This is a genomic window from Mucilaginibacter sp. P1_D10, assembly GCF_056406215.1.
Window position 1 is genome coordinate 386171 of the sequence record NZ_JBFUAP010000003.1, and the last position, 22554, is coordinate 408724.

The window sequence follows — 22554 nt, forward strand, 5'->3', positions numbered from 1 at the left end:
ACAAAGCGGCGTGGGGCTACTATATGATGTGTAAAATGAGGTGGATAAAGACCTTGCCATAAAACTTTCTATTCCCGGCCAAAATGTTTTATTTTGTAAGCTATGCCGGTTTTTATTGCATCATTGAATTCGGGGAGTAACGGCAATTGCTATTACGTGGGCAACGAGCGCGAAGCCGTGCTGATAGATGCCGGCATATCCTGCCGCGAAACCGAGCGGCGCATGGCGAGGCTTGGGCTTTCCATGCAAAAAGTAAGGGCCATCTTCATCTCGCACGAACATTCAGACCATATACGTGGCCTGGGCGTGCTATCGCGTAAATACCGCATACCCGTTTATGTTACTCATAGCACGTCGGGTTATTGTGGCGATGTACCCGCCGAGTTTTGCATTGCGCTAAAGGGTTATACGCCGGTAAGCATAGGCAGCCTGCAGGTGAGCGCATTCCCCAAACATCATGATGCTATCGACCCGCATAGTTTCCTGGTTACCGATGGCGATATCCGCATTGGCGTATTTACCGATATCGGCGCACCCTGCGAGCACTTGATCAAGCATTTTAACCAGTGCCACGCCGCATTTTTAGAGGCTAATTACGATGAAGCTATGCTGGAGGCCGGTCGTTACCCATACCATCTGAAAAAGCGCATACGCGGTGGCAAGGGGCACTTATCCAACCGACAGGCCCTACAGCTTTTCATAGACCATAAGCCGCATTATATGAGCCATTTACTATTGGCCCACCTATCAAAAGACAATAACGATCCCGAACTTGCCCTGCAATTGTTCGTGCAGCATGCGGGCAATACCAAGGTAAGCGTAGCTTCGCGTTATAACGAAAGCGAAGTTTACACCATCCATCCCGAGGGCACGCCGGTTGCCCAGCAGCTAGCACTTAACCAAATTACCGGGCAGTTTCAGTTTGCCCTATAACCAGATGCTCGATATCTTATACCAGGACGATTACCTCATAGCCATCAACAAGCCACATGGCCTGTTGGTGCACCGTTCATCCATAGCCGCCGATGCCGAAGAATTTGCCTTGCAGCTACTGCGCGACCAAACCGGCAAAAAGGTAAACCCGGCACACCGTATAGACCGCAAGACGGGCGGCGTATTGCTGTTTGCCTTCGATAAGCCAACGGAAATCGCCATGCAGCAGGCCTTCATGGAAAATCGCGTAAGCAAAAAGTATTTGGCCATAGTGCGCGGCTACACGCCCGATGAATTGGAAATAGATTATCCCCTGCGCAAGGAGAACGGCACGCTGCAGGATGCGCTCACCCGTTTTATTACGCTGAAACGCGCCGAATTGGATGTGCCGCTTGGCAAGCACCCAACCTCAAGATATTCATTGGTGGAAGCAACGCCGCAGACCGGCCGCATGCACCAATTGCGTAAGCATTTCGCGCATATTTTCCACCCCATTATAGGCGACCGCACGCACGGCTGCAATAAACAAAACAAGCTGTTTAAAGATAAATGGGAAATGGAGACCATGCTGCTGCACGCGGCGCAGCTGAGCTTTCAGCATCCGGTAACTGGCGCGGAAGTTGTAATAGATGCACCGTTACAGCCGGGATTTGCTGCCGCTATGGCTATAATGGGTTGGTGATGCGTTGCGTAAAAGGGGGCACCTACGGAGCCGGTGTCGTTCCTTTTAATTGCTATAAACAGGGTACCCCTATGGGGTGTGACTGTTCGGATGGGGTCACTTAACCTATCGGTTTTATTTGATGATAAAGAACGCTCCGTTAGGAGCACCCTGTTTATAGCTTGAAGAAGAAAAGCGAGAAGGCTCCGTAGGTGCCTCCTATGAATACTATGCCTGATTTTGAACAGAAAATTTTACAAAATAATAAACTTTACTGTAGTACTTTTGCGCTACTAAAATTTAAACGGTTATTTTAATTGATGAAAAGAGTTGTTGTTACCGGCCTTGGGGTTTTTTCTGCTACAGGTACGGATATTGCCGGGTTCTGGAATAATATTGTTGAGGGTAATAGCCCTGCCAAAGAGATTACCCGGTTTAACCCGGAAAAGTTCAAAACGCGCTTTGCTACCCAGATAGCTGAATTTAATCCTGCCCAATACCTCGATAGGAATGAAATAAAACGCAGCGACCTGTACACCCAATATGCCCTCATCGCTGCCGACCAGGCCATATCTGACGCGGGCATCGATGTGAATACGATGTCGCCATTCGATGTCGGCGTGATATTCGGTACGGCGCAGGGGGGTATGGATACTTTCGAGCATCAGTATAAAGAGTTTGCTGCCAAAAACTTCGAGCCGCATTTCAACCCCTTCTTCATCCCAAAAACGCTGGTGAATATGGCCGCAGGGCTAATATCCATCAAGCATGGTTTTATGGGCGTCAACTTTTCTACGGCTTCGGCTTGCGCAAGCGCCAATACGGCCATTATGGATGCCTTTAATTACATCAAATTCGGCAAGGCCAAGGTTATCGTAACCGGCGGTTCTGATGCGCCTATCAGCGAGGCATCTATCGGTGGGTATAATTCCTTAAAAGCCTTATCTACCCGCAATGCAGAGCCAACTAAGGCATCACGCCCCTTCGATGTGGAGCGCGATGGTTTCGTGATGGGCGAAGGTGCAGGCGTTTTGATTTTGGAAGAATACGAACACGCCAAAGCGCGCGGTGCGCATATCTATGCCGAAGTGGGCGGCGCCGCCATGACCTCGGATGCCTACCACATCACCGCCACGCATCCCGAAGGTAAAGGCGCGATAAAGGCTATGCAATTAGCACTGGAAGATGCAGGACTCAACGCAACCGATATCGGCTTCGTAAACGCGCACGCTACATCTACGCCGGTAGGCGATATCAGCGAAGCAAAAGCTATCAAAGCCGTGTTTGACGGGCACGACGGATTGCACGTAAGCGCAACCAAATCTGTAACCGGGCACCTTTTGGGCGCGGCAGGCGCGGTAGAGGCCATCATCAGCATAAAAGCGATTATAGAAGGTATAGTGCCGCCAACCATCAACACCCAAACCATCGACCCGGAGATACCGCAGGGGCTGAACATCGTGATAAACGAAGCCATTGAAAAACGCGTAGATGCCGCTTTAAGCAATACCTTTGGTTTCGGTGGGCATAATGGCGTGGTAGTATTTAAAAAAATCTAAAAAGAAAAGGATATGAGCAATAACGATGTAATGAAGAAACTCCGCGTGGCCCTTTCGCTGCGCGACGATGATATTATTGAGATATTGAAGCTCGCTAATTTTCGTACCACCAAAACCGAGCTGAGCGCTATCTTTCGTGCCGAGGATCATCCAAACTTTCAGCCTTGTAAGGATCAGTTGCTGCGCAATTTTTTGAATGGCCTGGTGATTTACAAACGCGGCCCAAGGCCCGATAACCGCGAGAAGAACAAAGAAGCTGCCGCTAACGCAAAACCGGCAGAAGGAAAGCAGGGCGAAGACAAAGCTTAATCAAAAATATCGAACGCCGAATGCCCAACATCGAATGATGAAGGGGAACTCCTTCGATATTGGGAGTTCGGAATTCATTATTCGATATTTATCACTAATGCTTATCCCCATCTTTTGGGATTAAACGGTACTTACCCGATTTGATCATCTTTTGTTCTTCGGGAGAGAAGGGTACGCGGCCGCCAAAATCCTGCACCCAATAATGCTCGGTTTCGGCTACGCCTATTTCTTTGAAACGGGGCTCCATCAGGTTTTGGCAATGCCCCTCGCTTTTGAACCAGCCCGCCATTACCTCGGCAATGGTGCTTTGGCCCATGGCAATGTTTTCGCCCACCATGAAATTTTTGTAACCTTTGAAAAAGTAGCCTGCAAAAACAATGCGGTCGCTCATGCTGCGGCCATCTTTACTGGTATGATCGAAGTATTCACGGTTTGCCATATCGTCGGCATGGCCTTGCGCGGCTTTCTCCAAATTATCGTTCCAAATTAACGGCGCGGCGGCCGGGTACCATTTGCCGCCGCAATTGCAGCCTTTGGTGCGCGTTTTATTAATCAGCCTTAAAAACTCCTGTTTAAAATTGGCGTCGCGGTTGTTAAATCCGATATAAGTAAAGCCGCATACCAGCAGTACGCCCAAAAGTAACAATGCGCTAAAAAAATGCTTTCTCATTAACAGGTACAGACGGGCTTAATGGCCTGTGGTTTAACCTAACGCAAAATAGGGGAGCTTATTTTTTATTCCGCCGGGAGCGAATTAAAATTATGAGTAAGAGAATAACAAGCCCAACTACTACAAAGATGCCACGGCTTTTTTGGAAGATACCTTTTTGGCTTTGGCCGGCTTCTTGACTGCCGTTATCACTACTTTTTTTTTTAGTGCCGAGTCTATCGTTCGGGTGCCGATGGTGTCTCGCGCAAATCGTTGGATGGCCAGCATCTTTGCCGCTTCGTCGCGCTTGAGGCTATCCAGTATAACATCGGCGCGTTTTAAAGCGACGGCTCCTTTGGCCGGGTTATCCATTCGGTTATATAAAAAGCCGTAGTTTTTTTGCACGGTTGCTTCCCATTGCGGCATGTGGCCGGCGATGGATAGGGAGAGGGCTTCGTTAAGATCGCGCATGGCGAGGGAGAAATCCTTTATCTCCATTTTTACCATGGATAGCTTTACCAAAGAGGTAATAACGTTGAGCGTATCGTTCTTAATGCGTGATATGCTGTTGGATTGCAGGATGAACCATTTGGCCTGGCTGAACTTGCGCTGCGAAAAATACACTTTTGCCAGGTTATCGAAACTTACCCGCAAGCCCAAAGAATCGTTGTAGCGGCTGTAGTAATGCAGGGCCTGCATGGTATAATTTAGCGCTTCTGTTTGGTACAGGGTACGTTTGCGCCGGTTGGCAATGGTATCGTACTTGAGGTAAACATCGGCTAACAGGGTGTAAATAGGCGCTTTGCACGAATCCGCCGTAACCTGCAATTCCTGCTTCAAGGTATCGGGGTTCATCTGCTGCTGCGCGGCTTGCACCTTAATTGCGGCTGATATCAATAAAATAAGGAAAACGATTTTCTTCATCCGCTGGCTGATAGATTTTTTGCTGAATGATACCCAAATAGCATGCCCCAAATGGGCATTGCGGGTACCGAAAGTGCAGATATCGGGCCTTTTTTATTCGGTAGATTATAAGTGCCTGATATATAACGTAAAAATGGATAAAATATATTAATTAAAGCCAGGCTATATATAAATAATATGAAATAGAAGTAGCCAATACTATACAATAAAGTCCGCAGCGTTTATTGTATCAGTTTTTCGTAGTTGAGGAGCGATCTCTTAAGCCATGCCGAGTGCGAAAGGATAAGGTTGAAGAGCAGTATCCCCAGGCTGGCACAGGTAATGCCGGCCAAAACATCAAGCACGTAATGATGGCTGGCATAAACTGCCGTAAACCATATCCCTACCGTTACCGTTGCAAAGAATATATTGATGGTGCCCAGCCGGTTTTTGATGCCGTAATACAATACGATAACCGGGTAGGAGGAGTGCAACGATGGCATGGCCGCAAACACGTTTGATCCCTTAGCATAAATGGATTTGAATACCGTTACGTTGAAAAATCTATCGAAACGGGCCAGCCCTGCGGTATTGCCCTGCGTAAGCGGGTGGAAGTTGAAGCCGTGGACCTGTACATACCATGGCGGTGCGGCAGGGTAGGTGTAATATACCACGAAACCTAACAGGTTTACAACCACGAAGGTTAACGAGAAGTACAAAAACTGTTGCTTGTTGCGGAAAAAAAGGTAGGCTGCAAAGCCCAGCGGCACGGGTATCCAGCACAGGTAAAATACACCCGCAAAAATATCCGTGAATGTATTGCTTTTGAGGAGCAGATATTCGTTTGGCGTAAGGATAGTATTATTATAATGGATGCCGAAGAGGCTTTTCTCGGCATTGTAGAGGCCGCCTATAGCTACAGGGTTGTAATTGTAGTTTGGGAAAGCCTTCATGTAATCGAAGATTATCCAGTAAACGATGAAGATGGAAAAGCCTAAAATAAACTTGCGCGTGATTAACGATGCGTAGAAAAGCACATTAAAGATACCGATCAGCACTAACTGATCCGACTTGAAGCCAAGCAGCAAACACGATAAAATCAAATACAATAACGACAGGCCCGATACAATACTGATGCTTTTCTGATTGATCTGGACGCCGCTATCAACAGCATTAGCCATCCTACTTCTTAATAAAATCCGAATTAAAAATCTTGTCCCACAGCGGAGAGCTTACGCCATAACCTTTGGTAGGGTCCTGGTAGTGGTGCAACATGTGGTGTTGTTTTATTCTTTTCCAAAACGAGCCTTTGAAGTTGAAATGGTGTATGGCGTAGTGCGAAATATCGTAAGCCAGATAACCCAATATAAAACCCGGGAAAAAGCCAAAAATATAGTTTGCAGGCAGCAGGGCATTAAACAAAAAGTAAAAGCCGGTGGCTAGCGGTATGCTTGCCGATGGGGGCATTACCAAACGCTTGGCATCGCTGGGATAATCGTGATGCACGCCATGGAAAATGAAGTGCAAACGCAATGCCCAGCCCTGTTTTGGCACAAAGTGGAACACAAAACGGTGCATGATGTATTCGGTAAGCGTCCATATGAACAGGCCGAACAAAAATAGCCAGATATAATTTAACGCGCCGATATTTTTGTCGTATGCAAAATAGCTGCATACCAAAATAACGGGTATAAAAATAATAAGCGGCACAAAGAAATGCACCTTTGATAAACTCTCTAAAAAGTTACTCTTAAACATCCTCACAGATTCCTGTGAATTTGATACAAAATTTTTCGCCATAGCATTTAAGGTTTAAAACGTTCTGTAACTTCTTTACCTGTCACGGGGTCTACACCTTTTATTTCAATATATGTTACGTTTGGAGCAAACACAGAGCCTCCGTCAATCTGGATAAAAATACTTTGAAGGGTTAGCTGTTTTTTTGCTACAGTTGCGAAGATATGATATTTTCCGTCAGCACCCCTCATCAGCGTGAGAGGAAATTTTTTGTATGACATAATTCTGATATCATACTTATCGTCGCTCAATTTATCCACAGTTACCCCATACGCAAATTTGCGCTGTACAAAAGTCAGTTCGGAGGGTTCTCCATTCCCTTCAGCATACCTCAGCCAATATACATGTATCGGATCGTCCTCGTCGGCTTTACCAGTGCTGGCATCAATGTTAATATCATAAGATAAGGCATTGATGTTGGGCGAGCGCTGCAGGTAAAATAAGCGCTTGCTGTTAGGCGGCGGTGTGGGGTATGCCCGGCCGTCGGCAGCCTTGCGCACCTTTGATGTGTCTGTTTGCAGGGTACTGATAGCACGCGCGGCGGCGTTATGCCACATGCTTACCAACAGTACCAGGAAAACAATGGCCTGCTTCGCCGCGCTTTTATTCATTTTCGGTTTCTGATAGTGCTTTTTTGGCATCTACCAGGCGTTTAAAGGCTGTTAAATTTGTTAGCACGGCCAGTATGGCTATCGGGAACGTGAATATCGACATGGTTTCGAACACGTGGAAACGTATGCCCGGTATCCATAATTTATAATCGCCGCCGATGTAGTTTGAGGCCACGCCGCAGGCAATGGCAAATACAGCTATGGTAATTACGCGCTCGGGGCGTTGCATCAGGCCACCTTTGCATTCTACGCCGAGGCCCTCGGCACGGGCACGTACGTAGCTCACCATCATAGAGCCTATTAGCGCAATGAAAGCGAATATCGAACTGAGGAAATAGTGGTGCGATACCAGGTAATAGCATATGCCCAGGAACATGATCAGTTCCGAATAGCGATCAAGCACAGAATCGTACAAGGCGCCGAATACCGATTTCATATTGCCTAAACGTGCTACCTGCCCATCAAGCATATCAAAAAGGCCCGCAAAAAGTATAAGCCCGCCGGCCCAGCCTACATAGCTCAGGTTGGCACGGTCGCCATCTTCGCCGCCTACGATAAATATCGCTGCAACGCCTACGTTCAAAATAAAGCCGATAGAAGTAACGGCATTGGGGGTTAAGCCAAGTTTAATCAGCAGCTTAACAAACGGATCGATAATTTTATATATCCCAAGCTGTAAGCTGGTGCGTATAGATGTATGCTGTTCCATTTCAGAATAAAAATAAATAAAATACTACAAATAATTAAAAATCGAACTTTATTTTCACCCGAACGCCAAAGGGGGCAACGTCCGGATGGTCTAAGTACGAAAGCCTTTTCACCAAATCAACCCTTATAAACTTAAAAATGTTTTCAACGCCCACGCTGGCTTCCATATAGGGCTTGTTGCCAAGCGCATAAGTAATGGGCACGCCGTTGCCATCGGTAGGGAACTGGTAAACCGACGAGTTGAGCATTGGGTTATTATTGTTGCCCAGGCCGCCGTATAATGCTTTGAACGACGCAGTTTCGCGCCATTTAAGTTTTTTGAATAGTGGCACCTTGTTAAAGAAGAAGCCGCCGAAATGCTGATCTATATTGATGCTGGCGTACCTATCACTCACGAACTCCAAAAAGTTCATTAAGTTGTACGAATCGATAACGTAGGCATACGATTGGTTGGCGCGGTGGATATCCAACAGGGGATAAGGCACGGTACCGAAGATGCGGCCGCCCTCCAGCGTAACATCCGAGAAACCGAACGGCGCGATGTAGAAACGTTTATCGAAACGCGCCCTCAGCTTCTGGTAGTTGTACTGCCCGCCCAGTACATTCTTAAAACCTGCGGTATAATCCAGGCTCAAGATAGGGTACTTGTTGATGATAGGTACCCTGAATAGCTTGCCCTGGTAAAACTGCTCGTTGGGCGCGTACCTGATGCCTGCCGAAACCTCGGTAGTGGTCAAATCGTTGAATATAGTGCTTGGCCCGTTTTGGAATGGGAACAGCGAACCCGCAGGGGTTTGTACCCATTTGCGCGCGCCGAAATTGAACGAAAGATGGTTCTCCAGCTCGTGCACGTAATCGATCTTATACTGGTCGTTATACAGGTACTTATCGTTGGTGCCCCGTTTAAACGATAGCAGGATGTTGTCTTCTGATATAAACTGCAGCTCCTGGCCGGGAATCTTGGTGTCGCGCTGGAAGCTTACGCGAAGGTAATCCTGCGGGAATTTGTAAACACTTTTAGAATTGAACGAGTAGGTGGCGGCCAAAAGGTATTTCCAGCGTTTATCTTTAAAACCGTAGGCGCCGTAGCCTTCAAAATAATAGCGTTTGCTCAGTTCCGGCGTGGTGCGCCCGCCTATCCTCAGCCTGAAGCCCTCGATAGGGTTAAAGCTGTAGAACGTACTTGCCGGCCCAACTTCAAACTTACCGAAGCCTTTGTAACCCGCCAGCAAAAGCGTAACCAGGTCTGCTGTACGCCTGAACGATGGCATATGCGTAAGGCTATCGATGTTCTTATATACCTTAGATTCGGCAGCGGTCAATGTATCCAGGCGGTTCTCGGCCCAGAACTGGTCGCTGCGGTGCTTTACTTCGTCGTCTTCCAGGTTGATATCGGGCGTATATAAAACATCGGGCTGGTATTTATTGGTAATGTAGTTTTTATACGTAAGCGTACGTATGCCGAAAAGGCCGCCCTTCCGCTTGGCCGATACGCCAAAATCGGCGTAAGTGTTGCTTTTGCTAAGGTGGTAGCGCCCATCGGGGTTCAGTTCGAAATCCTGATCTACATGCATCGAGCGCACAAAGTTTACGTTGATGTTTTTGTTGATGGTTAACCCGGCTTTTTGCACGGCGTAGTTGCCATCCAGGGTGATATAGATATCGCCCTCGAACAATACATCGTTGGTGTTTCGGGGCGTAAAGCTCAGCTGAACCAGTTTTTTGTTATCGGCCGTGGTGATGGTATCAGTAATGAAAAACTTATAATAGGTAGGCGCAGCATCGGCAATCGGGCTCATGAATTGGCGGCCCAGCAGGTATATGCTGTTGGTATAAATATCAACTTTTTCGTAAAGGTGCTTAAAGTACTGGCCAACGCCTTCGTTATCAACAGCAGGGCCAAAATTTACGCCTTTCTCGCCAAGTAGCACGGTTTTGGTAACCTCGGGATTTTTGCGGTAATACACCTGCGAAAGCTTCTCTACCAGGTAAATAGGCAGCAGGTTTTTGCCGGCGTAGCTGGTGCTGTCGCGGTTATCGAAAACAAATTTATACTTGCGGAAGAATTTTTTCTCGGATATCTTATCAGATAAGTTGCTGAGCGAGAACTGCATCTTATCGTACTCCTTGTACTCTACGTAATTGTAGTTCTCGGGGCGGTTTTTGTCTTTATTGGCTATAACTTTGCGTATAAGCTCAACGGCAGGGTTATCTTTATTAGTGTATTTGGGCCGCTTGCCGGCTTGTATAGTAACCTCGTTAAGTTGCTGTGCGGATGGGAACAGTTTGATATTTATTACCTGCTCTTTGCCGGGCACTACAGCCACTACGGCATCTTTATAGCCCAGGTAAGTGATTTTTAACTGCGAGTAAGGCCTTGTAGAGTGGATAATGAACTGCCCCGCATCGTTGGTATTGGTGCCGATGGTGCTGCCCGTAAAACTAACGCTTACGAAGCCCAGGGGTTTCTTATTGCCGGCATCGGTAACAACGCCCGTTACTACCGTATTTTGTGCAGCTAAGGTTGTGCTTACAAATAAAAGTGCAATAAAAAATAAACGCTTAAAAGTGTTTTTACAAATCATTTAGTAAACATGCTCGTTACACAAATACAAAGCCAAAGGTAAGTAAAAAACCCTACAGACTATTGTGGTCAAAAAGTCAAAAATCGGTACACATCATAACCCTTGCGCCTTGCTACCCTCAAAATTTGCCCCAATAAAAACAGCTTTATACTGTCATCAGAAAAGACTATTGCCATGCTTGTAACCGGGTAGATAGACGGCCGAAGCGGATAATTGTTACTATATACGCAGAAAATGCTACCGTAGTGTTGCAAAGTTCATAAATAATCGAAGGGTAAGATTATTGTTACTGTGCAGGCGATTAGGGTGGGCCAAAGGTAAAATAAAAAAACAGGTTAGGCAATGTTGCCTAACCTGTTTCTGTTTTGCGTTTATAGCAAATGTTATGCTTGTGCAAACATATCGTCGTAGTAATCGAGGCCCAGGTGGGTGATCAAATCTTCGCCCATCAGGTAACGCAGGGTGTTCTCCAGCTTGATGAGTTGTTTGAATATATCGTTCTCGGCATGTAAGCCCGGCGCGGTTTGCGGCGACTTCAAGTAGAACGATAACCACTCCTGTATGCCGCTCATGTTGGCGCGTTTTGCCATATCGCTGAACAAAGCAAGGTCTAAAGCGATAGGGGCAGCCAGGATAGAATCGCGGCAAAGGAAGTTGATCTTGATCTGCATTTTGTAGCCTAACCAGCCAAAAATGTCGATGTTGTCCCAGCTTTCTTTGTTATCGCCATGTGGCGGGTAGTAGTTGATACGGATCTTGTGGAAGATCTCGCCGTACAATTCCGGGTTATCCTCAGGGCGCAGGATATCTTCCAGTACGCCAAGTTTTGATACTTCTTTAGTTTTGAAGTTATCCGGATCGTCCAATACCAAACCATCGCGGTTACCCAAAATGTTGGTAGAGAACCAGCCGTGTACACCCAGGCTGCGTGCAGCAAGGCCCGGAGCCAAAACGGTTTTCATTAAAGTTTGGCCGGTTTTGAAATCCTTGCCCGCAATTGGGGTTTGGGTAAGTTTAGCCAGTTCTATCATAGCCGGGATATCCACGGTTAAGTTAGGGGCGCCGTTTGAGAAAGGTACGCCAAGCTTCAAAGCCGCGTAAGCGTAAATCATGCTCGGGGCGATGCGTTTGTCATCGTCGATCAAAGCCTGCTCGAAAGCCGCTAAAGTTTCGTGTATTTCAGAACCTTCGAAGTAAACTTCGGTAGAACCGCACCAAACTAAAACAACACGATCGCAACCATTTTCTGCCTGGAAGTTTTTGATATCGTCCATCACCTGCTGCGCAAGCTCATAACGGGTACCGGTTTTTACATAGGTGCCATCAAGGTTTTTAGCGTAGTTTTTATCAAACGCAGCTTTCATTGGCTTAATAGCCTGTAAACCTTCTTTTACCTGGTTCAATAACGATTCTTCCAAAACCTTGGCGTTCATAGCCGATTCGTAAACGTTATCTTCATATAGGTCCCAACCGCCAAAAACGATGTCTTCCAATTTGGCCAAAGGCACAAAATCTTTAATTTTTGGATGGCGGTTCTCAGTTCTCTTTCCTAAACGGATGCTTCCCATTTGTGTAAGTGAGCCCACAGGTTGGGAAATACCTTTCTTTACGGCTTCAACGCCGGCAATTAACGTAGTAGCTACCGCACCCAAACCAGGTATTAAGATACCTAGTTTACCATTGGCAGGTTTAATGTTGATTTTCATTTGTATTGGTTGTTTAAAAGATCGAATAATGAACAGCCATGGGTTTTGTTAAGCGCGGGCCCACAAGCCTTTCATTGTTTTGTTTGTTAATATAAAATAGAGGCTTACAGCCATTTATTTTCTTTATACCAGGCCAGTGTTTCGGTTAAGCCTGTGCGCAGGTTGTAGCGTGGGTAAAAACCGAGTTCGGCCTTTGCTTTTTCTATGCTGCAATCCCAATTTACGGCTATCAATTCGGTTATCTTCTCCGGGTTTAACCTTATCGATTTGCCGCGCAAAGAACTCAATTTTCCGTTCATTGCTGCAATTATTTTTACAAAGTTTACAGGCAGATGAAATTTAATTGAACGTAATTTTAACGTTTCCTTAACAGTATCGCCCAATTCGTACCGACTGTAAAAATTACCGTCGGATATATTGTAAGTGCTTTTGGCCGGCGCAAACAATGCTTTTACGCTTGCCGCAGCTAAATCTTTTGCGTGCACAAAACTAACTTTTTGCTCGACATTACCAACGTAGGGCTCGAATCCTTTTTTTGCTATTTGCCTTATAAAAAGGAATATGCCTTTTTCCCGGGGGCCATAAACTGCTGTTGGGCGCAAAATAGTATAGTTTAGGGCGGGCAGGGCCGCTATCTTTTGTTCGGCAAGCAGCTTGCTTTTGCCGTAAGCCGAAATAGGGGCCGGTGTAGTGCCCTCGGTAATAGTGCCGCTAAGTTGCTTCAACGGGCCAACGGCAGCCAGGCTGCTTATCAACACGAATTTTTTTATGCCGCAAGTTTCGGCTGCTTTGGCCAAATTGTAAGCAAACCCGGCGTTTACTATCGTAAACTCTTTTTGCGATCGCGCGCTGGTTACGCCGGCCGCGTGTATGATATAATCGTACCGCTTTTCTTTTATCTCTGTCACCAATGCTTCCGCATCGTTGTACTTCAGGTGCACCAATGGCACGCCCAGGTTGCTTAAGTGGCTGGTATCGCTGTTTTTGCGCACTGCCGCGTATGCCTCAAAATTGTTCTTAAGCGCTTCCTGTATAATATGATATCCCACAAACCCACTCGCACCGGTTATTAAAACCCGTTCGCTCATATTGTTTTCTCGTATATTCTGTATGTTTTGTACTGCTCGCCGCCAATAGCTTCGATAGCACGGTTCACCATATCGTTCTTTTCTAAGGTCCAGCTTGCTTCGGCATATTTAAGCCCTTTGCGCCTGTACTCTTTTATGATGCTGCCGTAAAGGCAAGCTTCAATGCCCATTTTGCGGTAACCATCTATTACGCCAAGCAGCATAATGCGTATGCCTTGTATCTTGCTTTTGTTGAGCAGCAGCTTGAATATGCCTGTAGGCAGCAAACGGCCTTTCTTGATGGTTTTTAATATCTGGTTAATATCCGGAATAGCTACGCCGAAGCCTACTATCTTGCCGTCCTGCTCGGCCACCAGGGCAAAATCAGGATCCAATATCATCTTCAGATCTTTGGCGGTGTAATCGAATTCCTCATTGGTCATGGGGAAGAAACCCAGGTTTTTGTCCCATGCCTTATTATATACCTCGCGCAGGGCATCGGCCTCTGCTTTAAAGTTCTTGAGATTTATCTTGCGAATGGTAATGCCGCTGTTGCGCGTAAGACGCTCTTGCAGCCTATCCAGCATCTGCAACGATTTATCGTTATAATTCTGGCCGTCCCAGTGCCATGCCAGCAGGTCGGTTTGTTTTTTGAAGCCGGCGTTTTCTAACAGCGTGATATAATACTCCGGGTTGTAGGTCATCATCACCATAGGCGAGCTATCAAACCCTTTTACTAAAAGGCCGCAGGTTTCGTTGGTAGATGGGTTAACCGGACCTACAATGGTTTCGGCACCTTTTTCTTTAAGCCATTTTATAGCCGTATCGATTAACAGGTTGGCTGTTTCCTGGTCGTTTATGCATTCAAAAAAGCCAAAAAAACCATCATTTACGTTATTGAACTTATTGTGGTTATTGTTTTGGATAGCGGCAATGCGGCCAACTATTTTATCGCCATCGTAAGCTAAGAATGTTTGCAGCGACGAATGCTTGTGGAAGGGGTGCGTTGTCAGGATGTCGCGCTGTGCGATAAATAATTCCGGTACGTAATATGGGTCGTTCTTATACAACTCATGCGGGAAATCAATAAAAGATGCGAGTTCTTTTTTTGATTTCACCGAAACTATTTTTTTCATTTTGGAGGGCTTAAAAATAAATGCCGATGCAAATGCGGTGTGCAAATGTATCGGCTTTATATGGTTTTATTTTATAAAAGTAAAATTAACTTCTCGTTACAGGGAGGTATTAGCCAGTTTTTTTAAGGGCACGCCAACTGCTTTAAATGCAGCAATGAGTTTCTCAACAGCCTCGTCTATCTGCTCAAAGGTGTGCGTAGCCATCAGTGAAAAACGCAGCAGCGATGAATCTGAAGGTACCGCAGGCGATACTACCGGGTTAACAAATATGCCCGCGTTTTGCAGGTAATTGGTTACCATAAAGGTTTTGTCGTTATCGCGTATGTAGATAGGCAATATCGGGCTTTCGGTTGCGCCGAGGTCGAAACCTTCGTCGGTAAGCAACTTAACGGCATAATTGGTGTTATCCCAAAGCTTCTGTATACGTTCCGGTTCTGATTCGATGATATCCAGGGCGGCAATTACGCTGGCTACGGAGCCTGGGGTCATGCTGGCGCTGAACATTAAAGAGCGTGCGCGGTGTTTGATATAATCAATTGTTTCGTAATCGCTGGCAATGAAACCGCCAAGCGAGGCCAGCGATTTGCTGAAGGTGCTCATGATGAGGTCAACCTCGCTGGTTAAACCAAAGTGCGAAGCGGTACCCGAGCCGTTTACGCCGATAACGCCAAGGCTGTGGGCATCATCAACCATAATGTTTACGCCGTATTTATCGGCAAGCTCAACTATAGCAGGCAGTTTTACGATATCGCCTTCCATGCTGAAGATACCATCTACCACGATAACCTTTACGGCTTCTTCGGGCAAAATGCTGAGCTTGCGCTCCAGATCTACCATATCGTTGTGGGCGTATTTGATAACCTTAGAGAACGACAGGCGCGTACCATCTATAATAGAGGCATGATCATATTCGTCTAAAATTAAATAATCGTTACGCCCTGTGATACAAGATAGCACGCCCAGATTAACCTGGAAACCGGTGCTGAATAACACCGCGGCTTCTTTACCTACGTAGTTAGCCAGGCGGCGTTCCAATTCGATATGGATATCGAGCGTGCCGTTCAGGAACCTCGAACCCGCACAGCCGGAGCCATACTTATCAACAGCTTTCTTGGTAGCTTCTTTTATCTTAGGGTGATTTGTAAGCCCCAGGTAGGAGTTAGACCCAAACATTAAAACACGTTTGCCATCAATCATAACTTCAGTATCCTGACCGCTTTCTATAGGGCGGAAGAAAGGATACAGTCCCTGCGCGCGGATCATGTTCGCATCCTGAAACTGGGCAATCTTATCGTGCAGTTTTTTAACCATTTATTAACACTTCTTAAATTTTCTGTAAAAATACCATGAATATGCTTATCTGCGGCATTAGATGTACAAATTTTTTTACACTATCTTAATACAGCACTATTCACAATCATAAGGCAAATTAATTAAAATTTTATTTAAACAATGTCACGATTTTGAAATTTGTAATAAAAAAACAAAAAAAGCCTGTTGCAATGCAATAATTATCTTATTTAAGTAAAAATCCTGTTGCCAATTTCTTATTGTTTCTGCAAAATCTCATATTCGTGAACTCTATTATTTAAATAAAGAATCAACGGAGGCCCCTCGCTCCGGTGTCCGTTTTTTTACCGCTTCACCATTTTTATGAAAAAAAACAGCTGCATATATATCACTAATATACTACTTTTTTTTCCCGTTTTACTATTTGCGCAAACATCTGCCGATACCACCACCTCCTTTACTATAAAGCAAAGCATAGCTTTTGCGTTAAAGAACCAGCCATTGCTTAAGCAATCGATAATAGACGAGCAGATAAACGAGCGCGATATCAATATAGGCTTATCGGGATGGCTGCCGCAGATCAATAGCAGCAGCAGTGTGCAGCACTATTTTCAGCGGCCAACGGGCGCAGCTACAGGTGCGGGTAATGGTACGGGCCAAAACCTGGCCATAGCGCACAATGTATCAACCCTGGGCCTCACAGCCAGCCAGGCACTATATAATAATGATGTGGTGCTGGCTTCCAAAGCATCAAAATACTCGCGCCAGTATTATCAACAGAATACCGAAAGCAGTAAGATAGACCTGGCATCAGACGTAAGCAAGGCCTTTTACGATGTGCTGTTATCGCAACGCCAGCTGGATATCATCAAAGAAGATATCCTGAGGCTGCGCCGCAGCCTGAAAGATGCCACCGCCCGCTACCAGGCCGGAGTGGCAGATAAAACCGACTATAAGCAGGCCACCATATCGCTCAACAATGCGCTGGCATCGCACAAGCAAACCGAAGAAGCCATTAAAAGCAAAACTGCCTATCTTAAACAGGTAATGGGTTACGACCCGGCCAGGCGACTGGTGCTTCAGTACGACTCTGCCCGTTTACAGGCCGAGGCAGTGATAGATACCAACGAGGTAATCAACTACAGCAACCGTATAGAATACCGCCTGCTGGAAACCAGCAAAAACCTGCAGAACCTCAACGTGCGGTATTATAAATGGGGCTTTTTACCATCGCTATCCGCAACCGGCGGCTACAGTCTGGCTTACTTTAACGATAGTTTCAGCAAGTTGTATAACAGCAGTTTCCCAACATCATATGTGGGCCTCAGCCTTACGTTCCCCATTTTTACGGGCACCAAACGTTTGCAGAACCTGGCCAAGGCACGCCTGCAGGTGCAGCGTACCGATCTGGATATTGAGAACACCCGCAACGCCATCAACACCCAGTACGCCCAGGCGCTGGCCAGTTACAAAAGCAATTATACCAACTGGCAGGTGCTGAGCGAGAACGTGCAGCTGGCCAAGGATGTATATAAAGTGGTTGATTTGCAATACCGTGAGGGCATCAAAACCTACCTGGACGTAATTGTATCGCAGGCCGACCTACGCACCGCCGAACTGAATTATTATAACGCACTATTTCAACTATTATCAAGCAAGATCGATCTGCAACGTGCACTGGGCACCCTACAGGCCGAATAAAAACAGCATATGAAGAACAGCTATATCTCCTTTATTATCGCCGCAAGTGTTTTGGCGCTTTCGGCATGCAAAAGTTCAGACAAAGGCACGGGCGCGCCTGTGCTGCCGCCCACCCCGGTAAACGTGGTGGAAGCGCAAAAATCTGAAGCCCTTTATTATGATAAATACCAGGGCATCGCAGTTGCGCTCAATACAGTTGAGCTGCGCAGCCAGGTAGGCGGCTTTATTACCGGCATCTCCTTTAAAGAAGGCGATGTGGTTACCAAAGGCAGCCCGCTTTATGAGATTGACCGCCGCAAATTCGTAGCCGCTTACGAGCAGGCAAACGCCAATGTATTAAGCGCCAAAGCCAACCTGGTAAAGGCCCAAAAAGATGTAGACCGCTACAATATGCTGTTGAAGGCCGATGCAGTGGCACGCCAAACGGTAGATCAGGCGACAGCGGCCTTCGAAACCGCGCAAAGCCAGGTAGCCGTTGCCAGGGCCGCGTTGGCATCCGCCGCAACGGATCTTTCTTATGCTACCATTCGTGCGCCGTTTACCGGGCGTATAGGTATATCGCAGGTAAAGCTGGGCGCACAGGTTACGCCGGGCACTACGCTGTTGAACACCATATCTACAGGTAACCCGATAGGGGTAGACGTGGTGATAAACGAGCAGGATATCAACCGTTTTTATAAAATACAACAGCACGCATCAGATACTACTTTCAAGCTGCAACTTTCGGACGGTACCACCTACGCCCAAAATGGTAAGATATTCGCTATTGACCGCGGCGTAAACAACCAAACCGGAAGCATAAAAGTAAGGGTGCAGTTCCCCAACGCGCAGGATGTACTGCGCGACGGCATGAGCTGCGTATTGCAGGTACTGAACGATAATTCGGGCGAACGGGTGCAGATACCTTATAAAGCGATTACCGAGCAAATGGGCGAGTTTTTTGTGTTTACTGTAAGGGATACTACTGTTAAGGACACCGCAGCCGACAAAACCATTAAAGACCGCCGCGATACCCTGGCCCGCCAGGTGAAAGTTGTGCTTGGGCAACGCATACAAAGCAACGTCATTATTATGCAAGGCGTAAAACCCGGCGACAAGGTAATTACCGAAGGGTTCCAGCGCTTGCGCGATGGGGGCAAGGTAACCCAGGGCCCTGCAGCACCGGCACCGGGCGCGGCACCAAAAAAATAAAAGATACTTAAAGCGGATAAGGGAGCATATCCCCATTTTTTAAGCTAAAGAAATAGATAATGATTGCAGATGTTTTTATAAAACGCCCCGTAACCGCCATCGTGATATCGCTGGTGATCGTCATAGTGGGCATACTATCTATGCTGAGCCTGCCGATAGGGCAGTACCCCGAAATTACGCCGCCAACCGTACAGGTTACCGGCAACTACATAGGTGCCGATGCCTTAACCGTTGAGCAAACCGTAGCCACGCCGGTAGAATTACAGGTAAACGGTACCCCGGGCATGACCTACCTGCAAAGCAACAGCACCGGCAACGGCGCCATGAGCATGACGGTGAACTTTGAAGTAGGTACCGATATCAACAATGCCGCGCTGGATGTGCAGAACCGCGTAGGCATTGCCCAGCCAAGCCTGCCGCAGGAGGTACAGCGCCTGGGCCTTATTGTACGTAAACGTAACCCCAGCATTTTGATGTTAGTGGCTATGTATTCGCCCAAGGGCTCGCACGATGTAACTTTTACCGATAACTATACCAACGTATTTATAAAGGATGCATTGCTGCGTACTAAAGGGGTTGGCGACGTGTTTACACGTGCCGATGATTTCAGTATGCGCGTATGGTTAAAACCCGATAAACTGGCTGCCCTGAATATGACTGCTGCGGATGTTACTGCAGCCCTGCAAGAGCAGAATGCGCAAGTAGCCGCCGGTACCGTTGGTGCAACCCCGCAAATGAAAGGGCAAACCTTCGAATACACCGTGCTGGTAAAAGGCAGGTTGACCAACCAGGCCGAATTTGAGAATATCGTGGTTAAAACGCAGCCCGGCACAGGCTCGATAGTACACCTTAAGGATGTTGCAAGGGTAGAGCTGGGCAAATTCAACTATGCGGGTAACTCCTTTGTAGATAATAAACGCGCATCGTACCTGCTGATATACCAGGCACCGGGCAGCAACGCCATCGAAACGGCCGACAACGTTGTAGCTACGATGGAAGAATTGAAAAAATCGTTCCCGCAGGATATAAACTACGTTGTACCTTTTGAGTCGGTTACGGTAGTAAAGGTATCGCTGGAGGAAGTAATAGAAACCCTGGTTATCGCCCTGGTGCTGGTAATCATCGTGGTGTTCCTCTTCCTGCAAAACTGGCGTACCACGCTTATCCCGGTACTGGCTATCCCGGTATCTATCGTGGGTACGTTCATCTTCTTTATACCGCTGCATTTTACTATCAATACGCTTACGCTGTTCGGCTTTGTGTTGGCGATAGGTATCGTGGTGGATGATGCCATTGTGGTGGTGGAGGCTGTGCAACATTATATGGACGAAAAGGGTATGACCCCGCAGGAGGCCACGCAGCACGCCATGAAGGATATTTCGGCACCGGTTATCGCTATCGCGTTGATATTGGCGGCGGTATTTGTGCCGGTAGGTTTTATCCCCGGCATCGTAGGTAGGCTTTACCAGCAGTTTGCTATAACCATCGCCATATCGGTACTGATATCGGCATTCGTGGCTTTATCGCTTACTCCTGCGCTTTGTACCATATTATTACGCCCGCATAAAATCGATGATAAATCTAAAGGCCTTAATAAGTTCTTCTTCAAATTCAACCAATGGTTCGATCGGGTTACCGGCCGTTACCGAAATTCGGTAGATAGAGGTATCAGGAACTCCAAGTTTGTGGTTATCATACTGGTATGTGTTGTGGTAGGCACTATATTGCTGTTCAAAAGTAAACCATCAGGCTTTATTCCATTGGAGGATGAGGGACGTGTGTATGTTACTTACGATTTGCCTGAGGGTGCATCTACAGAACGTACCGTAGCGGTATTGCACGAGATGATGACCGTGTTGGATAGCGTACACGCTATAAAGCACTATGCTGCGCTGGGTGGTTTAAATGCCGTCAACTTTGCCACAAAATCAAACAGTGCTACCATATTTGTGCAGTTGAAGCCCTGGGAAGAACGGAAAGACGATAAAGACAAATTACAAGGTGTTATTGCCACCATCACTAAAAAACTGGCCAGGTTTAAAGAGGCTAACGTTGTCGTTATTTCTCCGCCGGCCATACCGGGCCTGGGTAATACGGGCGGTTTCTCGTTCATCTTACAGGAAAAACAAGCAGGCGGCGATATCAAGAACTTCGAAAAGGTGATGAATAATTTCGTAGGCGCTGTTAATAAACGCCCCGAGATTGCCCGCGCGTTCTCGTTCTTCGGTGCGCATACCCCGGCTTACCAGCTCACCATCGATAAGGAGAAAGCCAAGAAACTCGGCGTGCAGATATCCGATGTAAATAACGCCCTGCAAACTTACATGGGTAGTTCCTACGTCAACGATTTTACCATCTATGGCCGAAACTACAGGGTGGTTACGCAGGCCGATACCAATTACCGTACGAATATCCAGAACATTGGGCAGTACTTCGTACGCAATTCGTCCGGTGCCATGGTGCCGCTGAGTACGCTGACCAGTTATAAGGTTATCGAAAATGCGCCATTGATATCGCACTACAACCTGTTCCGCTCGGCAGAGATAAATGGTTCAACCAAGCCGGGCTACAGCAGCGGCGACGCGATAAAGGCCCTGCAGGAAGTTGCCGCAGAAACGTTGCCGCAAGGCTACGGCTACGAGTTTTCGGGCTTAAGCCGCGAGGAGTTGCTATCCGGCTCTAAAACCATATACATATTTGCCTTGTCGATAGGTTTCGTGTTCCTCTTTTTGGCTGCCTTGTACGAGAGCTGGTCGGTTCCCTTCTCGGTATTGCTGGCCGTACCGCTTGGTGCTTTTGGCGCGATATTGTTCCTCTTGTTCGATAAGAACTTAACCAATAACGTTTACGCACAAATTGGTTTGATTACTTTGATAGGTTTGGCGGCCAAGAACGCCATCCTGATAGTAGAGTTTGCCAAAGAACGTGTGGATAAGGGTATGGACCTGGAAAAGGCCACGCTGGAAGCTGTAAGGCTGCGTTTGCGCCCCATCATCATGACCTCGATGGCTTTCATCCTGGGCGTATTGCCATTACTGTTTGCATCGGGCGCAGGTGCCGAGGCTCGTAAAACCATCGGCTTCACGGTATTCGGTGGTATGCTTACCGCAACATCGCTGGCGATATTCATTGTGCCGGTGCTGTTCTACATCATTACCAAATTTGCTTACGGCAAAAAGAAACTCGCCGAATTGGAGAAAAACTACAAACCCGACCCGGAACTAGATCCGGAAGCATAAAATAATAAACCGAGCCCCTTGAAAAAGGGGCTTTTTTTATGGTTTGTATGTTGTGTTGGTTGTTTTTTACCGCAAAGCCCGCAAAGATTTGTTTTTTGTGAGCGCAAAGAGCACAAAGATTTTTTTCGCGCAAAGTTTCCAAAGCGCGACTATTTGATAGTTCACTTTACAAGTCTTTTCATCGGCTTGCAAATCTTTGCGCCCTTTGCGAAATCTTTGCGCCCTTTGCGGTTATTTTTACCACAGCAGGGGTTCATAATGATATAGTTTTTTATTTCCTCCCGCCAATTTACCCCATCGTGGCATGAAAAACAGATGAAAAACAGCCTTCGAAATGCAACCTTTATATGCACCACCATACAGTTTTGTATGTTATCGCCCACATAACTGCGTCGCTTTGCTGTCGGCCAACACTGCTGTTTCATAACCCGAACGCGGTAACGATGAGCCAAAAAATTACCTGATTATCAACAAATAAGGGGGCTGCAGAGTGCTTTTCGCAAGCAAAT

The 22554-nt window shown here is 46.8% G+C and carries 18 protein-coding genes; 7 read left to right on the top strand and 11 right to left on the bottom strand.

Annotation, left to right across the window (positions count from 1 at the left end; translation table 11 throughout):
- The first annotated feature begins 102 nt into the window (after nucleotides 1-102).
- The 4 genes from AC1DYT_RS06085 (at nucleotide 103) to AC1DYT_RS06100 (ending at nucleotide 3462) form a co-directional block, all read left to right on the top strand.
- Complete coding sequence (locus AC1DYT_RS06085) at nucleotides 103-933, top strand: MBL fold metallo-hydrolase (RefSeq protein WP_477468750.1); 831 nt, start codon at nucleotides 103-105, stop codon at nucleotides 931-933.
- A 4-nt stretch (nucleotides 934-937) separates the two neighbouring features.
- Complete coding sequence (locus AC1DYT_RS06090; RefSeq protein ID WP_477468751.1) at nucleotides 938-1615, top strand: pseudouridine synthase; 678 nt, start codon at nucleotides 938-940, stop codon at nucleotides 1613-1615.
- A 299-nt stretch (nucleotides 1616-1914) separates the two neighbouring features.
- A complete protein-coding gene (gene fabF / locus AC1DYT_RS06095; protein ID WP_477468752.1) occupies nucleotides 1915-3153 on the top strand; it encodes a beta-ketoacyl-ACP synthase II in 1239 nt (412 codons plus the stop codon).
- Nucleotides 3154-3165: 12 nt separating this feature from the next.
- Nucleotides 3166-3462: a DUF1456 family protein gene (locus AC1DYT_RS06100; RefSeq protein ID WP_477468753.1), complete on the top strand. Its 297-nt coding sequence runs from the start codon at nucleotides 3166-3168 to the stop codon at nucleotides 3460-3462.
- Nucleotides 3463-3556: 94 nt separating this feature from the next.
- Here AC1DYT_RS06100 and AC1DYT_RS06105 read toward each other — a convergent pair whose 3' ends face one another.
- From AC1DYT_RS06105 to spt, 11 genes are all read right to left on the bottom strand, one after another.
- The gene (locus AC1DYT_RS06105; RefSeq protein WP_477468754.1) at nucleotides 3557-4132 is read right to left on the bottom strand and encodes a CAP domain-containing protein; all 576 of its coding nucleotides are present in this window, start codon (nucleotides 4130-4132) and stop codon (nucleotides 3557-3559) included.
- A gap of 120 nt (nucleotides 4133-4252) precedes the next feature.
- A complete protein-coding gene (locus tag AC1DYT_RS06110) occupies nucleotides 4253-5035 on the bottom strand; it encodes a hypothetical protein (protein ID WP_477468755.1) in 783 nt (260 codons plus the stop codon).
- 221 nt (nucleotides 5036-5256) lie between these two features.
- Nucleotides 5257-6195 (bottom strand): phosphatase PAP2 family protein, encoded by a 939-nt coding sequence (locus tag AC1DYT_RS06115; RefSeq protein WP_477468756.1) that lies wholly within the window; start codon nucleotides 6193-6195, stop codon nucleotides 5257-5259.
- A 1-nt stretch (nucleotide 6196) separates the two neighbouring features.
- A complete protein-coding gene (locus AC1DYT_RS06120; RefSeq protein ID WP_477468757.1) occupies nucleotides 6197-6814 on the bottom strand; it encodes a sterol desaturase family protein in 618 nt (205 codons plus the stop codon).
- A gap of 5 nt (nucleotides 6815-6819) precedes the next feature.
- Nucleotides 6820-7422 (bottom strand): DUF4833 domain-containing protein, encoded by a 603-nt coding sequence (locus AC1DYT_RS06125; protein ID WP_477468758.1) that lies wholly within the window; start codon nucleotides 7420-7422, stop codon nucleotides 6820-6822.
- The gene (locus AC1DYT_RS06130) at nucleotides 7415-8131 is read right to left on the bottom strand and encodes a CDP-alcohol phosphatidyltransferase family protein (RefSeq protein ID WP_477460965.1); all 717 of its coding nucleotides are present in this window, start codon (nucleotides 8129-8131) and stop codon (nucleotides 7415-7417) included. Before AC1DYT_RS06130 ends, AC1DYT_RS06125 begins: the two co-directional genes overlap by 8 nt.
- Nucleotides 8132-8165: 34 nt before the next feature.
- Complete coding sequence (locus AC1DYT_RS06135; protein WP_477468759.1) at nucleotides 8166-10715, bottom strand: DUF5686 and carboxypeptidase-like regulatory domain-containing protein; 2550 nt, start codon at nucleotides 10713-10715, stop codon at nucleotides 8166-8168.
- Between the two features lie 383 nt (nucleotides 10716-11098).
- The gene (locus tag AC1DYT_RS06140; protein ID WP_477468760.1) at nucleotides 11099-12421 is read right to left on the bottom strand and encodes an inositol-3-phosphate synthase; all 1323 of its coding nucleotides are present in this window, start codon (nucleotides 12419-12421) and stop codon (nucleotides 11099-11101) included.
- Nucleotides 12422-12525: 104 nt separating this feature from the next.
- On the bottom strand, nucleotides 12526-13509 hold the full coding sequence (locus AC1DYT_RS06145) for an NAD-dependent epimerase/dehydratase family protein (RefSeq protein ID WP_477468761.1): 984 nt from the start codon (nucleotides 13507-13509) through the stop codon (nucleotides 12526-12528).
- The gene (locus AC1DYT_RS06150) at nucleotides 13506-14624 is read right to left on the bottom strand and encodes a hypothetical protein (RefSeq protein ID WP_477460969.1); all 1119 of its coding nucleotides are present in this window, start codon (nucleotides 14622-14624) and stop codon (nucleotides 13506-13508) included. Before AC1DYT_RS06150 ends, AC1DYT_RS06145 begins: the two co-directional genes overlap by 4 nt.
- A 96-nt stretch (nucleotides 14625-14720) precedes the next feature.
- Nucleotides 14721-15935, bottom strand: coding sequence for a serine palmitoyltransferase (gene spt / locus AC1DYT_RS06155; protein ID WP_477460970.1), 1215 nt, complete (start codon nucleotides 15933-15935; stop codon nucleotides 14721-14723).
- Nucleotides 15936-16277: 342 nt separating this feature from the next.
- Here spt and AC1DYT_RS06160 point away from each other — a divergent pair, with 342 nt between their 5' ends.
- Genes AC1DYT_RS06160 through AC1DYT_RS06170 form a run of 3 tightly spaced genes read left to right on the top strand, consistent with a single transcriptional unit; the run spans nucleotide 16278 to nucleotide 22045 of the window.
- A complete protein-coding gene (locus tag AC1DYT_RS06160) occupies nucleotides 16278-17615 on the top strand; it encodes a TolC family protein (protein ID WP_477460971.1) in 1338 nt (445 codons plus the stop codon).
- Between the two features lie 9 nt (nucleotides 17616-17624).
- Complete coding sequence (locus tag AC1DYT_RS06165; RefSeq protein ID WP_477468762.1) at nucleotides 17625-18806, top strand: efflux RND transporter periplasmic adaptor subunit; 1182 nt, start codon at nucleotides 17625-17627, stop codon at nucleotides 18804-18806.
- Nucleotides 18807-18865: 59 nt separating this feature from the next.
- Nucleotides 18866-22045, top strand: coding sequence for an efflux RND transporter permease subunit (locus AC1DYT_RS06170; protein ID WP_477468763.1), 3180 nt, complete (start codon nucleotides 18866-18868; stop codon nucleotides 22043-22045).
- Nucleotides 22046-22554 lie beyond the last annotated feature (509 nt).